This window comes from Bacillus sp. 3G2 (genome assembly GCF_044324725.1).
GTDB classification, from domain to species: Bacteria; Bacillota; Bacilli; order Bacillales; family Bacillaceae_G; genus Bacillus_A; species Bacillus_A mobilis.
The window spans coordinates 3,434,923-3,448,922 of record NZ_CP172246.1 but is presented as its reverse complement, the minus strand read 5'-3'; the positions used below and the strand labels follow the sequence as shown (position 1 = coordinate 3,448,922).

The window sequence follows — 14,000 nt, the reverse complement described above, 5'->3', positions numbered from 1 at the left end:
AATGTCGAATTGTATCTTGTCTTATTGAAAAGGTTTTAGTACACTGTAAGGTAGACAACATGAAGGAGGAAAATATATGCCGATTTGGTTAGGTATTCTAGTGGGCGTAGTAGCACTAGTAGCAGGTGTGGCGTTAGGATTTTTCATTGCCCGCAAATACATGATGAACTACTTAGAAAAAAATCCACCAATTAATGAACAAATGTTAAAAATGATGATGATGCAAATGGGACAAAAACCTTCCCAAAAGAAAATCAATCAAATGATGAGCGCGATGAGCAAGCAACAAACGAAATAAGCGCTAAAAGACACTCGCTAAGAGTGTCTTTTCTTTTTGTTAGTTATGTAGTTTAAAACTTTTAAAAATTCTGTATTTTTGGTAAACTGAAAACATCGCTCATTTTAAGGGAGGAGGATAAAAATGAAGGTATTTATTAATTTAGCTTGGTTTTTTAAACAAGAAAAACGAGCGTACATAATCGGAATTATTATGTTATTTGGTGTCGCGCTTCTTGAACTTGTAGCTCCGAAAGTACTAGGTATTGTAGTAGATGAAATTAATAATGGAACATTAACATCTGAGAAATTGTTGAATTGGGTGATTCTGTTAGTAGTTGTAGGGATTACTATGTACATATTACGTTATTTATGGCGTATTATGATTTTTGGATCTTCGTTAAAACTAGCCCGTCAATTACGAAAGAATTTATATGAACATTTTACAAAGATGAGCCCATCTTTCTATCAATCACGTCGTACAGGTGATTTGATGGCGCATGCGACCAATGATATTCAGGCGATTCAACAAACTGCTGGATCGGGCGTTTTAACGCTTGTTGACTCTTTAGCCGTTGGTGGATGTGTACTCGTAGCCATGGGCTTTACAATTAGTTGGAAGTTAACATTGTTAAGCTTAATTCCAATGCCGATAGTAGCGATTTCGACAAACTATTATGGAACGTTATTACATAAAAGGTTTCATAAAGCGCAGCAATCGTTTTCGGAAATCAATGATAAAGTGCAAGAGAGTATGAGTGGGATGAAGGTAATTCGATCACTTGGACAAGAGAAAGAAGATTTACAAGCATTCCGAAAAAAGTCAGAAGATGTTGTACATAAAAATATGTTAGTTGCACGTATTGATTCGTTGTTCGATCCGACAATCTCACTTATCGTTGGATTTTCTTTTTTAATTGCAGTATGTTACGGATCAGTATTAGTTGTGAGAGGGGAACTAACTGTAGGTGATCTCGTTACGTTTACAACGTATTTAGGTACCCTCGTTTGGCCAATGTTAGCCTTTGGATGGTTGTTTAATATTATGGAGCGTGGGCGTGCTTCGTATGACCGTGTAGAAAAAATTCTCTCTCAAAAATCAGATGTAGTAAATAGAGAAGATGCCGTGCATACAATAGCGAGCGGTGATGTTACATTTGCGGTTGATTCATTTTCCTATAAGAAAAATGAACTGTTACAGCTAGAAGATGTTCATTTTGATTTAAAGAAGGGTGAAACATTAGGAGTTGTCGGACGTACAGGTGCAGGGAAAACGACTTTATTAAAATGTCTAATTCGGGAGTATGATCATTTTAATGGTGGATTAAAAGTTGGGGAGCGGGATATTCGCGATGTAACACTTTACGGTGTCCGTTCTGCCATTTCATACGTGCCGCAAGATCATTTTTTATTTTCAGCGAGTATTGGGGAGAATATTGCCTTCGGAAAGGCGGATGCTACATATAATGAAATTACCCGAGCGGCAGAGATTGCTTGTATTCATGATGATATCCTCCAATTTTCAGAAGGGTATGAAACAGTAGTAGGAGAAAGAGGTGTTTCGTTATCTGGAGGCCAAAAACAGAGGATTTCTATTGCGCGTGCTTTATTAACAAATGCAGAAATTTTAATTTTAGATGATTGTTTATCAGCAGTAGATGCAAAAACAGAAGAAACGATTTTAAATGCATTAAAGAGGGAAAGAGCAGGGAAAACGACGATTATTACTGCTCATCGTTTAAGTGCAATTCAACATGCTAATCTTATACTTGTTGTGGATGAAGGTAGAATTGTGCAACGAGGTACACATGAGCAATTAATGGAAGAAAACGGTTGGTATAAAGAGATGTATGAGAGCCAGCAGTTAGAAGCATTAGTTGAGAAAGGAGGCGTATGATGACTGAGAAGAAGCAGAGTGATTTAAGTAGATTGCTTTCTTATATGAAGCCATATAAGGGGTTGCTATCTTTAGCATTTATCTTTTTAATTGGTGCAACAGTAACTGAAATGATGGGTCCTTTTTTAATTAAACAATTTCTTGATGAACATTTAGTACCACGAAACTTTGATCAATCGGCACTTGTGACTCTATTTGTTGTATATCTCATTGCTCACTTATTAAAAGTATTATTTACTTATTTAGACTTATTGTATTTTCAAAATATCGCTTTTAAAATTGTTCAAGATATGCGTGTTGAAGTATATGATCATGTTCAAAAGTTGTCATTAAGTTTCTTTGATCGTACGCCGATTGGTACGCTCGTATCGCGCATAACGAATGATACGGAAGCAATTAAAGACTTTTATGTCAGTGTATTATCCACATTTGTCAAAAATGTAGTCTTTTTAATAGGTATTTTAGTAGCAATGTTTTTATTAAATGTAAAATTAGCTCTGTTTTCTCTCGTATTAATTCCAATCATGTTTGCAATTATGGTGCTATATCGTCGGAAAAGTGCAGCTTTTTATTTAGAAGTACGTAATCAATTGAGCGTGTTAAATGCAAAGTTAAATGAGTCTATTCAAGGAATGAATATTGTTCAAGTGTTCAGACAAGAAAAGCGTATGAGAAAAGAGTTTGAAGAAGTGAATAATAAACATTATAGTGCAGGGCGACGGACGTTAAAGTTAGACGCATTACTTTTACGCCCAGCAACGGATTTAGTTCATATTATAGCAATTGCGTTAGTACTTGGTTTATTTGGAATTGATGCGCTGAAGAGTCCTGTTGAAGTAGGAGTTCTATACGCGTTTGTTAACTATATACATCGTTTCTTCCAGCCTGTAAATGAGATGATGATGAAATTATCATTTTTCCAACAGGCACTTGTTTCATCATCACGTGTATTTCATTTAATGGATGAAAAAGATTTAGCGCCAGTTCAAAAAGGGGATGAAAATCCTCAAGTCGTTAATGGAGAAATTGAATTTAAAAATGTTACTTTTTCGTATGATGGAAAACGTGATGTTTTAAAAAATGTATCTTTTCACGTGAAACAAGGGCAAACGGTTGCTTTCGTTGGGCACACTGGTAGCGGAAAAAGTACCATTATGAATTTGTTAATGCGATTTTATAATATTAAGTCCGGAAATATTGTAATAGATGGTGTGGATTTAGAGGGATTTGAAGAACGAGAGATTAGAAAGAAAATAGGACTCGTATTGCAAGATGCATTTTTATTTGCGGGAAATGTAAAACAAAATATTCGTATGTACAATGAAGAAATTACAGATGAAGAAGTAAAAGAAGCGGCACAATTTGTGCAAGCCAATACGTTTATTGAAAAATTACCAGAGCAGTATGAAACAGAAGTAGTAGAAAGAGGTGCTGCATTTTCTAGTGGTCAACGCCAATTAATTGCTTTTGCTAGAACGATAGCAACGAATCCGAAAGTATTAGTACTAGATGAAGCAACAGCAAATATTGATACAGAAACAGAAGATGCGATTCAAACAGCATTACAGCAAATGAGAAAAGGAAGAACGACGATAGCCATTGCGCACAGATTATCTACAATTCAAGATGCGGATCAAATCTTTGTTATGCATCATGGAGAAATAGTAGAAAGAGGTACACATCAAGAATTACTGAGTGAACAAGGGTTGTATTATAATATGTATTTACTCCAAAATAAAGGAAGTTTACAAAAGGCCTTGTAATTACAAGGCTTTTTTATTTTGTTTATAAAATATGTTTGCTCTTTATGTCTATAGTATAAACGTCGTGACCCTTTAATAAAGTTGTACATATTGTATGTATACGAGATGAAAAAAATTGATAGGAGCTTTTATATGCAAGATAGATCTAGTTCAAATATTACGTTTATTGATGTGTCTCATTGGGAAGGGGATATTGATTGGAATGCAGTGAAAGGATCCGGTATTTCGGCGGCGTATGCAAAAGCGACAGAAGGTGTGAATATTCTTGATCCTACTTTGGTTCAAAATGTACAAGCAGCGCGGAATGCGAATGTATTAATCGGTGCATACCATTTTGCACATCCAGAACTAAATGATGCAATTTCAGAAGCGAAACATTTTGTGAGCATATTACAAAGCAATCAGACAGACTTAATGCCAGTTCTAGATTTAGAATCACCGATAGATCCGAGTAATAGTAATTTAACTGGTACTGCTATATCTAATTGGGCAAGAAGTTTCATAAATTATGTGAAACAGGCTACTGGAAAAGATGTCATGTTATATACAGGAGTTTGGTATATTAATGAGTTTGGAATTAACGGATTAAGTGATATTCCACTTTGGATTTCTAAATACTCTAGTACGCCGCCTGCTGATGCTGGTGGATGGACAGAGTGGACAGCATGGCAATACACAGATTCTGGTAAAATTTCAGGTGTAGTAGGAAATTGTGACGTATCAGCAGCGGTTTCATTAGAAGCTTTGCAAGGGAACGGAACAAATGGTGGTGGAAATGTTTCCCCTCCTAGTACTGCTACTGCAGTCTACGGCGTTGCTGTAATTAATGGCGATAATGTAAATTTACGGAGTGGACCTTCTTTGCAATCTAATGTAATCCGTCAGCTAAAGCGTGGCGAATCATATGAAGTTTTGAACGAACAAGGTAGCTGGCTTGCTTTAGGTGGAAACGAATGGATATACTATGATCCAAGTTACATTCAGTATAAACATTATGTGGCGACTATTACTGGTGATAATGTGAATCTGCGGGATGCTCCATCATTAAATGGAAATGTTATAAGACAGTTACATCATGGTGAGGCTTATAGAGTATGGTGTAAGCAAGATGGATGGCTTGGTTTAGGTGGAAATGGATGGATATACTATGATCCAAGTTATATTCAGTATGGTGTACAATAAAATGCACGTAAAAGGTATCTCGCCTGAGATGCCTTTTATTCTGCTATTTGCGAGCAACCTGAAACAATCCAATAGGGCATGGAAAAAATCGCTTATTACAGTCTCGCTTCATTAAAAATATGTAATTTTTACAAAGTGTATATTGAAAGCATAGTATAATATAATGGATGTTTATAAAAATAAATGAAAATGAAATGAAGGAGTAAAAATATGGATTATGTGCTAATAGGTGTGATTTTATTATTATTAGCTGTAGCATTCATGCTGTTCTATAAAAATAAACAGCTAGAATCAGAGAGTCAGCAAGTAGAATTTGAAAAGAAACAAGCAATTGAAACGTATGAAAATGAAATTGCAGCTACGGTTACAGAGCATAAAGAACAACAAAATACATTGAAAAATATGGAACAGAAGAAATACAGTGATTTACAAATAAGTGCAGCTAGAGAACTTGAAAATATGCGTATGATGAAAAATCAATTAGCTGTGCAACATAGTAAAGAACGTAGTGAAATGCAAGGAAAACATAGTAACGAAATACATATGTTTCAACAATTAATTGCAAATTTACGAGAGTATACGAAAAATGGAGCTGAAGTGAATACACACGAAACATTACATTATATGAAACGAGGCTTCGTAGAACAAGGCATAATACTAGATAATGAATTTCATATTATGCCGAATGTTTTTATTAGAAATCAGCACGGCGGAAATGATTTTCGAATTCATCATCTTGTCTTAAGTAAAACGGGCATGTATCTACTTGAGACGAAAGAATGGACAGGTAAATTAATTCATGGCTTAACGAAAGAAAATGCTAGTATATATTCATTTATGATTGATGAAATTGGCAAGTATCAACAAGAAGTAGAAAAAGAAGAGACGTTTGAATGCATAACAAGGGAAGGGTCATTAACGATACAAGTGAAAAATGAAGGGAATCCAGTATATAGAGCGAAGAAACTATCTCATATTCTATACAATTGTTTGAAAGAAATCCAAGTTGATATTGTAAAGGAAAACGTAAAACCAATTGTATATTTTTATAATGAGAGTGGGAAAGAAGTGCTAGATTTTTCTGAAGAAAAAACGCCGAGATTAAAAGATAGAGAGCAAATTGTAACGTTCTTCAGAAATGAGATCTTAACAGGGAAAGTAATATATACAGATCAGGAGTTAGAAAAGCTTCGAGAAATCATTAACCGGATGAATTATAAAATGAATTAAAAAGAGGTGGGCTTTCTGAGTGCTATATTAAGGGGTATTTTGTATGTTTATATTTGTTTGTATATACTAATGTATCTTGCGTTTATGTTTGTTATTGATTCGGTTCATATGTCAGTAAGTGTAAAAAGTATGTTTGTAGTAGTCATGCCATTTGCTATATTAGTTGTGATTCAAAAGTTCGTCTTACGTACGTCTATAAATCGTAATACAGAAAAGAAGCAAATGCTAGGTGTAATGATAGTAGGATGTATTCTATTGTTGGTGTGCACTGCACAATTAAGTATGAATACATACACCTCAAAGTTTAATCAAGATCGGTGGTTACATGCTGAAGAAAAACGGGTACATATGGTAGATGATCTAATGCGAAAATATAAATTAACAGGGAAATCAAATGAAGAAATTACAAAATTATTAGGAACGCCTACTGAAACAAGAAATGGAGAAGAAGGGATTATCACTTCGTACTATCTTGGAAATGAACGTGGCTTTATTTCAATTGATAGTGAACAGCTTGTTTTACAATTTGATAGAGATGGTAAAGTTATGGAATATAAGGTGCATAGAGATTAAAGAAACGTAGAAAGAAGCTATATATTATAGCTTCTTTTTATATTCCAATATAGTAAATGTAGGCAAATAGTAGTCATTCCTATCTATACGAATCGGAATGAGTCTGTTATATTGTAAATGGTTATGTAGTTTAATAGTTTACTAGATGATTTATATTTTAGTTGAGGAGGGGGAATTTAACACGAATTTAATTATGACGTGTTAAGTATTATGATGAAAAAAAGATTTTATAATGTTTTAGCTGCATCGATTGTATTTAGTATGGTAACGATTCCAAATTATTCCTATGCTAGCGAGCTTGAAAAAACTGTGACAGTTTCAACTGATGAACAAGCTTTAAAAAGTATTGAAAACCAAATGAAAGATGAAGATGGTCGAGGAGAAGATAAAGGAGTACAAAATGAAGTGCCAGGTGAATTTCTTGTACATATAGTGAAAGAGGTACCTTTATATGATTCTAGTAATCTTCAAAAAGAGACAGGGGTTCATATTTCGGATCAAGTCGTAAAAGCTGAGAAGAGAAAAGGAAACGCTTACTATGTTCGGACTTCATCCGGAACTGGATGGATACAAAATAGTGAGGGGAATGTAGAGGTTAAAGAAGTTCATACGTTATCAAGTGAAAAGTTAGTTATTAATGAAGAAACCTCTACATACTCTGAACCATTTACTTCATACAAAGAAGAAAATGTATTGGAGCCACAAATCATTCAAGTAATGGGACAGGCGGGAGAATGGTTCCAAGTAAAAATAAATAATGAGATGAAATGGATTTATTCACCTTCAGCAAAATTTGAAGGAACAAAAGCTTCGCTTATTCAAGAGGCAACACCAGCACGTACAAAACGTGCAGCAGTTATGTATGCTGCACCAATAGAAGAGAAAACAACGGATATTTATGGTGTAACTTTAAAAGAAATGATTGTACCAAAAGGAAATGAAAATATCCGTCCTGGTTATGCGATGAAGCCGAAGTATATTACGATTCATGAGACAGATAATTACCGTGTTGGGGCCAATGCTAAAAACCATGCAGTATATTTATATAACCAGGCAACGGGAACGGAAGATCGTTCAGCGTCTTGGCACTTTACGGTAGATGATAAAGAGATTTATCAACATCTTCCATTAAATGAAAATGGTTGGCATGCCGGAGATGGAGCGGAAGGAACTGGAAATCGAGAATCCATTGCGATTGAAATTGCTGTAAATGAAGATGGTGATTATAATAAAGCTGTTGAAAATGCTCGTAAATTAACAGCTTATTTAATGGGAGAATTACATATTCCTTTAGAAAATGTGAAGAAACATCAATTTTGGAGTGGGAAGAATTGTCCGGCTATTATGATTAAAAATAATGCGTGGGAACCATTCTTACAAGGAACAAAAGTTTATTATGATGCGAACCATAAAGATGATATAACAGGTGGTTGGTACGAAGCAGACATTCGTGAATTAGATAAACGCGGTATTATGGTTGGGGATGGAAAAGGCTCTTATTGGCCAGAGCGTCTTGTAACACGTGGTGAATTTGCGAATTTAATTTCAAGATCATTGCAGTTACCTGAAGGGTCATCGAATTTTAATGATTTAAATACAGCACACCCATCGCTAATAGATGGTATTAATCGTGCAGCAACTGCCGGGATAATAAGTGGTAGAGGGAATGGGACATTTGTTCCAAATGATACGATTAAACGAGATGAAGCTGTTATCATGATTGACCGTGCACTGCAATATAAAAAAATTAAAGGTAACTTAGTTCCATTACCATTCTCGGATCAAGATTTAGCATATGATAAACAAGCTGTACAACGTGTTTATGGATTAGGTATTGTAAAAGGAAATGAAAATAATGAATTTATGCCGAAAGGTTCTGCAACACGTGGAGAATCGGCAGCATTTATTAATAGAATGTTAAAAGTAATAGAAAGTAAGTAATGAAAAAGCATTCGCTGTTGCGAGTGCTTTTCTATTTTTTCAATACGTTACGGAAGGGAGAGAAAGGTTTTGGGGTGAATAAGGAATGAAAGCGGAGGTGAGGCATATATATAGATGCGTTGGGTTGTTTTTTATCGTGCATAAACGGGAAGCCCGATTATAATCAGTGCGGAGTGGACTAAACCTTTACTGATTAAACTTTTACTTTATCATATTGTAAAAATGAAGAGGAGGTAAGACGGTGAAAGCTATACCGACTGATGTCCTGAGTAAAGAACTGATGGAACGAGAAGGGGTTATATCTATTACAGTAAAGGAATTTGAAAAGATAGAAGTAGCTGGAGTAGTAGTCGCTGGTCCTGCGGTTATTTTGATTAATCAAGATTAAGTACATAGTATCAATCTAGACAAGTATGAAAGCATCCGTTCAGGGTGCTTTTGAAGTTTTCAATGATTATGACACTAGTTTTCGCTGGATGTATGTTATGGATGGAATAAAAATAATATAGCAAACTAATATGTTTTACGAATGAATTATGTAAGTAATTCATATTTCCCATATAAAAGGATTTGCTTTAATATAATGAGTGTAAAGTTCGAGTATTCGAAGTACTACTTGAATTATATCCCTATCCCTTTTCTAAAAATGCGAACAAGTTTTGCCCTATTCTATTCAATAATTAATTGCATAGAAATATATTGTTCGATGACCATTATGGAACGTACATAATGGGAAAATCCCGATCCTTAAAGAGGATGCCCCTAATCTTCATGTGAAAATATGATCGGATAAGAAAGCTGACCAATTTATGGTCAGCTTTCTTTTTGTTCAAAAGTTATTTCTTCTTTAATTTCTGTTTGCAATAGTAAAGCTTTTCCGAAACGACGTTTGCATTCCGCACGTACTTTTTCAATGGCTAGTAGCTGAGTAGTGGCGGGAACCGTTACGATAGCTTGGCGCGGTTTTCGATTTTCTTCACAAAAGACACATTCCACAACATATTTAGAAATCATATTTTCATCCTTCCGTTTTTAATTTCTAAGAAGGGATTGTCTATGAAGTTGATGTAAATTTTCGTCATTGTTTTACTATTTTCCTCTTTTTTCAAGGGGAAAATAAAAAGGAAGACGAATAGTAGTAGGGGAGGGATGTATATGGAAAGATGGGTAGGTTGTGCGGCAGTATGTGTAAACGAAAGAAATGAAGTTTTAATGGTGTTGCAAGGACAAAAAGGTGAAGAAAAAAGGTGGTCTGTTCCAAGTGGCGGGCTTGAAAAGGGAGAAACACTAGAAGAATGTTGTATTCGAGAAGTTTGGGAAGAAACAGGTTACAATGTGGAAGTTGTAAATAAAATATACGAAAAAGAAGGTATTACATACGGGGTTCCTGTATACGTTCATTATTATGTCGTTAAAAAAATAGGCGGTAGTATGAAAATTCAAGATCCTGATGAATTAATATATGAAATTGCTTGGAAGAGGATAGATGAGATGAAGGAATTAACGCTATCATTCCCGGAAGATTTCGAGATTTTAAATACATATATAAATAAAAAAGCGAGTGTTTAAACACTTGCTTTTTTAATGTATCCACGATAAGAAAAGCGGAACGATAACTAAACTAGCTCCCGCTGTTAAAAGCATAGATAAACTTGCAATCGTTCCTTCTACAGGACCGATTTCGAATGCTTTTGATGTGCCGGTTCCATTTGCACTCGTACCTAACATAATGCCTTTTGCGAGTGCTGTTTTAATACGACATATGCGTATGAGAGAAGGACCGAGCAATGCTCCTGTTAACGCAGTTAAAACAACAAATACGGCTGTTAATTGTGACATACCACCAATCATTTCTGAAATAGCCATTGCAATTGGTGTTGTTACAATATGAGGTGCTAAACTATGTTCTAACGATGAATCAATTTGAAAATAATTTGCTAGTAGTGCTGAAGTAATAACTGATAAAAACGAACCGACAATGACGTTAAGTAAGATAGCTATTCCATGTTTCTTGAGTAAGTCAAAGTATTTATAGATTGGCCATGCAAAAGCAACTGTTGCAGGCTTTAATAATTCAGTTAACCATTGACCACCTGTTTCATATGTTTCATAAGGTGTGTCTAGTCCGAGTAATAAAGCAATTAAAATAATAGGACAGACGAGAAGAGGAGAAAGTAAGCTCCAATTCCAGCGTTGATACATTTTCTTCGATATCCAATATGTGAATAGTGTTAATAATAAACAAAGAAAGCCGATCATTGTGTTGATCCTTTCCGCTTTAGTAGCAATTCTGTTAAGAGTCCCGTAACTAAGGTAACGCAAAGTGTGCTAATCATAATAATTAAAATGAGATCGATTCCATATTGTGATAGTGTATCTTTGTAGCGTATGACAGCGACTGCAGAAGGAATGAAAAATAAAATAAGTTCTTTTAATAAAAAGTCTGCTCCGTCTTGTATCCACTCTTTTTTCACTAGGTTAAATTTTAATGAAATTAATAATAAAAAAATACCAATTATACTTCCTGGAACTGGGAGGTGTGCCTGTTTTGCAATCCATTCACCTGTCCAAGCGAAACAAAATAATAATAAGATTTGTCCGCTTAATTTCCACCATTTCATACAGTAACCACCCCTTTCTTTTTTTACATAAAAATTGTAAAAAAGAATTAACAATTTCTACTATACGTTCATTCAAAAAATTTGTCTAATATATAAATTATATGTTATTAATATATTAGATGTATTAATCGAAAGTGAAAAGGGTGTCCAAAATGGAATTACGGCATTTGCAATATTTCGTTGTAGTGGCAGAGGAGTTACACTTTGGACGAGCAGCTGCTCGTTTACAAATGACACAACCACCGCTTAGTCAACAAATTCAGCAATTAGAAAAAGAAATGGGAGTTATGTTATTTTCAAGAACGAAGAGAAAGGTTGAATTAACAGAAGCTGGAGAAATGTTTTTAAAAGAAGTAAAAAAAGCGTTTGAACAAATTGAAAAAGCAGTAGAAATCGCACAAAGTGCCCAAAGGGGAGAAGTGGGCTCACTTTCAATTGGTTTTGTAGGTGCGGCGATATATGATATTTTACCATCTATCGTAAGGGAGTATAGAAAGAAATTTCCGAGAGTGTCTGTTGCACTACATGAACTGTCAACACCAGATCAGGTGCATGCACTTCACGATAACCGTATTGATATTGGTTTTTTACGTCCGCCAATTCCAACGCAATTGCTAGAGTTAGAACCAATTCAAAGGCTTTCTTGTACGTTATGTTTACCGAAGGCACATCCACTTGCTGAAAAGGATGAAATACATATTGAAGATTTAAGAGACGAACCGTTTGTATTTATTACAAGGCCCGTATGGCCAGCGTTATACGATACAATTTTATCACTTTGCCGTGACGTCGGGTTTAGTCCACATATTGTACAAGAAGCGACGGAATATCAAACAGTTATGGGACTTGTAGCGGCAGGAATTGGAATTACAGTAATACCTGTATCGGCAAATAAATTATATAAAACCGAGGTCGTATATAAAGAGTTATGTGATTCGAATTTTGTTGCAGAAATGTCAGTAGCGTACAAAAAAATGAATACTAATCCAGAACTTTTAGAGTTTTTGAAAATTGCAAGAGAGAAGAAAAGAATAGAAGTTGAGGATGAGATTAATTAATTTGTTTAAAAGTACACCTTATTAAACACTAAAGCGGAAATGCAATAGTATGGCATTTCCGCTTTAGTTTGCTTTTTTTAGTTCTATACTAAAGAGATAAACATGTTCGTTTTCTTGTAATAGTTGGTCAATAGCGTTTTTTTCCTCAAGCATTGGGATTCTTACGGTTTCTTTATTCGTTTTTATTATAGCTGTTAAAGTCGTTTTTTGATTATATTTTAATTTTATAGCAGATTGAAGAGTAGTAGATGCAGAGCTATTTATACTTGGGGGTGCTTCTTCAGGAACGAGCATGGAACTACCCTCAATATTAACATACCAAATTTGTTGCGCTTGTATATTTTTATTGAATTGGGATTGAGGTGGTAAAAAAGAAAGCTTTACTTTCTTTTTGGGAAAATGTGAGGTAGCTGTATTCACAATTTCGTTTGTTTTTTTACCATTTTGATAATAATCAATTGTAGCATGTATTTCATCTTTTTCATTTTTAAGTGTAACGCTATAAAATATGCTGTTTCCTTCTTGAAAAGGGGTCATTTGTAAAATAGAAGATTGCTCTTCTGTTAATTTGTATGGCTCAACAATTGCGATCTCATTGTGTTTAAGTGGGCTACAACTTGTGAGAAATAATAAAAACAAGATTGATAGTACTTTTATACGCATGAGATCCCTCCTTTTTACAATTATATTCTTAATATGATTTTTTTACCATTTTATTTTCTAGGACTAAAGACTTAGAACAAATTCAGATTGTAGTGCGATGTTTAAAATGTCATATTTTTATACACTTGTAGTATAGAATGAGTTTGTTATGAGGTAAGGTAGGGGAAGAACATATGTCTTTATGTCAGTTAGTGAGAAAAAATATAAGAACATTTGCTGCCAAAAGGATGAAGCAATTTATGTGGATTGCCATGAGTACTATGGTTTTGTTTTTTATGATATCGCTCCAGTTTAATAAAGGGGCAATTGGGGAGTTAGGGACTACACTTTTATTTCAAATGTGTTTTTACACGCTGTTTTTTATATTCATTGTTATATGTATTTTTACTACATATAAAATAACGTTTTCTCTTCTACAAGTGAGGAAAGAGGAAATTAAATCTTATGTAGCAGAGAATAGGAACGTACTATGTGTATTATGCCAGGAGCAATTATTTATTTATGGAGCAGCGTTTGTTTTTGGATTAGTTAATGGGATGTTATTTTTGAAATTATTTACGATTATCTTTATGAAAATAGCAGGAATACAAGGGATAAATAGTGCACCGATTACAATATATGCAATAGTAGTTGTTAGTATAATTATGATCGTGATCGTCTTATTATCGATGGTGCAATGTTTTCGATTTGTTCAAAGTTTACAAGATAAAAATTCATTTCATTTCAAGGAAAAGGCATGAGAAATCATGCCTTTTCCTATTTTACACATAAAAATAATCATGTTACAGTGTAAACA

Annotated in this window: 15 protein-coding genes; 11 read left to right on the top strand and 4 right to left on the bottom strand. The window is 34.4% G+C overall.

Annotated elements, in window-relative coordinates:
* Positions 1-76: 76 nt before the first annotated feature.
* The 8 genes from ACHZK0_RS17645 (at position 77) to ACHZK0_RS17610 (ending at position 9,250) form a co-directional block, all read left to right on the top strand.
* Positions 77-298, top strand: coding sequence for a YneF family protein (locus ACHZK0_RS17645; RefSeq protein ID WP_001123316.1), 222 nt, complete (start codon positions 77-79; stop codon positions 296-298).
* 123 nt (positions 299-421) lie between these two features.
* On the top strand, positions 422-2,173 hold the full coding sequence (locus ACHZK0_RS17640) for an ABC transporter ATP-binding protein (protein WP_262742946.1): 1,752 nt from the start codon (positions 422-424) through the stop codon (positions 2,171-2,173).
* Positions 2,173-3,936, top strand: a complete 1,764-nt coding sequence (locus ACHZK0_RS17635) for an ABC transporter ATP-binding protein (RefSeq protein WP_270606939.1) — start codon at positions 2,173-2,175, stop codon at positions 3,934-3,936. Before ACHZK0_RS17640 ends, ACHZK0_RS17635 begins: the two co-directional genes overlap by 1 nt.
* 132 nt (positions 3,937-4,068) lie before the next feature.
* A complete protein-coding gene (locus ACHZK0_RS17630) occupies positions 4,069-5,118 on the top strand; it encodes a GH25 family lysozyme (RefSeq protein WP_395760754.1) in 1,050 nt (349 codons plus the stop codon).
* Positions 5,119-5,328: 210 nt separating this feature from the next.
* Positions 5,329-6,348, top strand: a complete 1,020-nt coding sequence (locus ACHZK0_RS17625; RefSeq protein ID WP_262742949.1) for a nuclease-related domain-containing protein — start codon at positions 5,329-5,331, stop codon at positions 6,346-6,348.
* A gap of 6 nt (positions 6,349-6,354) precedes the next feature.
* On the top strand, positions 6,355-6,921 hold the full coding sequence (locus ACHZK0_RS17620; RefSeq protein ID WP_270606937.1) for a hypothetical protein: 567 nt from the start codon (positions 6,355-6,357) through the stop codon (positions 6,919-6,921).
* 213 nt (positions 6,922-7,134) lie between these two features.
* Positions 7,135-8,862: an S-layer homology domain-containing protein gene (locus tag ACHZK0_RS17615; RefSeq protein WP_395761733.1), complete on the top strand. Its 1,728-nt coding sequence runs from the start codon at positions 7,135-7,137 to the stop codon at positions 8,860-8,862.
* A gap of 241 nt (positions 8,863-9,103) precedes the next feature.
* On the top strand, positions 9,104-9,250 hold the full coding sequence (locus ACHZK0_RS17610) for a BC1881 family protein (protein WP_000644411.1): 147 nt from the start codon (positions 9,104-9,106) through the stop codon (positions 9,248-9,250).
* 425 nt (positions 9,251-9,675) lie between these two features.
* Here ACHZK0_RS17610 and ACHZK0_RS17605 read toward each other — a convergent pair whose 3' ends face one another.
* A complete protein-coding gene (locus ACHZK0_RS17605) occupies positions 9,676-9,876 on the bottom strand; it encodes a DUF3903 domain-containing protein (protein ID WP_061677984.1) in 201 nt (66 codons plus the stop codon).
* 141 nt (positions 9,877-10,017) lie between these two features.
* Here ACHZK0_RS17605 and ACHZK0_RS17600 point away from each other — a divergent pair, with 141 nt between their 5' ends.
* Positions 10,018-10,431 carry an NUDIX hydrolase gene (locus ACHZK0_RS17600; protein ID WP_063260632.1) on the top strand — a complete coding sequence of 138 codons (414 nt, stop codon included), beginning with the start codon at positions 10,018-10,020 and terminating at the stop codon, positions 10,429-10,431.
* Positions 10,432-10,443: 12 nt separating this feature from the next.
* Here the strand turns inward: ACHZK0_RS17600 and ACHZK0_RS17595 are convergent, their stop codons facing one another.
* Positions 10,444-11,121, bottom strand: a complete 678-nt coding sequence (locus ACHZK0_RS17595; protein ID WP_000578956.1) for an LrgB family protein — start codon at positions 11,119-11,121, stop codon at positions 10,444-10,446.
* Positions 11,118-11,483, bottom strand: coding sequence for a CidA/LrgA family holin-like protein (locus ACHZK0_RS17590; protein WP_000872363.1), 366 nt, complete (start codon positions 11,481-11,483; stop codon positions 11,118-11,120). The genes ACHZK0_RS17595 and ACHZK0_RS17590 overlap by 4 nt, the downstream gene beginning before the upstream one ends.
* Before the next feature lie 152 nt (positions 11,484-11,635).
* Here ACHZK0_RS17590 and alsR point away from each other — a divergent pair, with 152 nt between their 5' ends.
* The gene (gene alsR, locus ACHZK0_RS17585) at positions 11,636-12,541 is read left to right on the top strand and encodes an acetoin biosynthesis transcriptional regulator AlsR (protein ID WP_098830576.1); all 906 of its coding nucleotides are present in this window, start codon (positions 11,636-11,638) and stop codon (positions 12,539-12,541) included.
* 63 nt (positions 12,542-12,604) lie between these two features.
* On the opposite strand, the gene ACHZK0_RS17580 is transcribed toward alsR, so the two are convergent.
* The gene (locus tag ACHZK0_RS17580; protein ID WP_270342502.1) at positions 12,605-13,204 is read right to left on the bottom strand and encodes a histidine kinase; all 600 of its coding nucleotides are present in this window, start codon (positions 13,202-13,204) and stop codon (positions 12,605-12,607) included.
* Between the two features lie 173 nt (positions 13,205-13,377).
* Here ACHZK0_RS17580 and ACHZK0_RS17575 point away from each other — a divergent pair, with 173 nt between their 5' ends.
* Positions 13,378-13,944, top strand: coding sequence for an ABC transporter permease (locus tag ACHZK0_RS17575; protein WP_262743471.1), 567 nt, complete (start codon positions 13,378-13,380; stop codon positions 13,942-13,944).
* Positions 13,945-14,000 lie beyond the last annotated feature (56 nt).

Coding starts and splice junctions, on each gene's coding strand:
- ACHZK0_RS17645 (WP_001123316.1), top strand. CDS start 77: ATGCCGATTTGGTTAGGTATTCTAGTGGGCGTAGTAGCACTAGTAGCA.
- ACHZK0_RS17640 (WP_262742946.1), top strand. CDS start 422: ATGAAGGTATTTATTAATTTAGCTTGGTTTTTTAAACAAGAAAAACGA.
- ACHZK0_RS17635 (WP_270606939.1), top strand. CDS start 2,173: ATGACTGAGAAGAAGCAGAGTGATTTAAGTAGATTGCTTTCTTATATG.
- ACHZK0_RS17630 (WP_395760754.1), top strand. CDS start 4,069: ATGCAAGATAGATCTAGTTCAAATATTACGTTTATTGATGTGTCTCAT.
- ACHZK0_RS17625 (WP_262742949.1), top strand. CDS start 5,329: ATGGATTATGTGCTAATAGGTGTGATTTTATTATTATTAGCTGTAGCA.
- ACHZK0_RS17615 (WP_395761733.1), top strand. CDS start 7,135: ATGAAAAAAAGATTTTATAATGTTTTAGCTGCATCGATTGTATTTAGT.
- ACHZK0_RS17605 (WP_061677984.1), bottom strand. CDS start 9,876: ATGATTTCTAAATATGTTGTGGAATGTGTCTTTTGTGAAGAAAATCGA.
- ACHZK0_RS17600 (WP_063260632.1), top strand. CDS start 10,018: ATGGAAAGATGGGTAGGTTGTGCGGCAGTATGTGTAAACGAAAGAAAT.
- ACHZK0_RS17595 (WP_000578956.1), bottom strand. CDS start 11,121: ATGATCGGCTTTCTTTGTTTATTATTAACACTATTCACATATTGGATA.
- ACHZK0_RS17590 (WP_000872363.1), bottom strand. CDS start 11,483: ATGAAATGGTGGAAATTAAGCGGACAAATCTTATTATTATTTTGTTTC.
- alsR (WP_098830576.1), top strand. CDS start 11,636: ATGGAATTACGGCATTTGCAATATTTCGTTGTAGTGGCAGAGGAGTTA.
- ACHZK0_RS17580 (WP_270342502.1), bottom strand. CDS start 13,204: ATGCGTATAAAAGTACTATCAATCTTGTTTTTATTATTTCTCACAAGT.
- ACHZK0_RS17575 (WP_262743471.1), top strand. CDS start 13,378: ATGTCTTTATGTCAGTTAGTGAGAAAAAATATAAGAACATTTGCTGCC.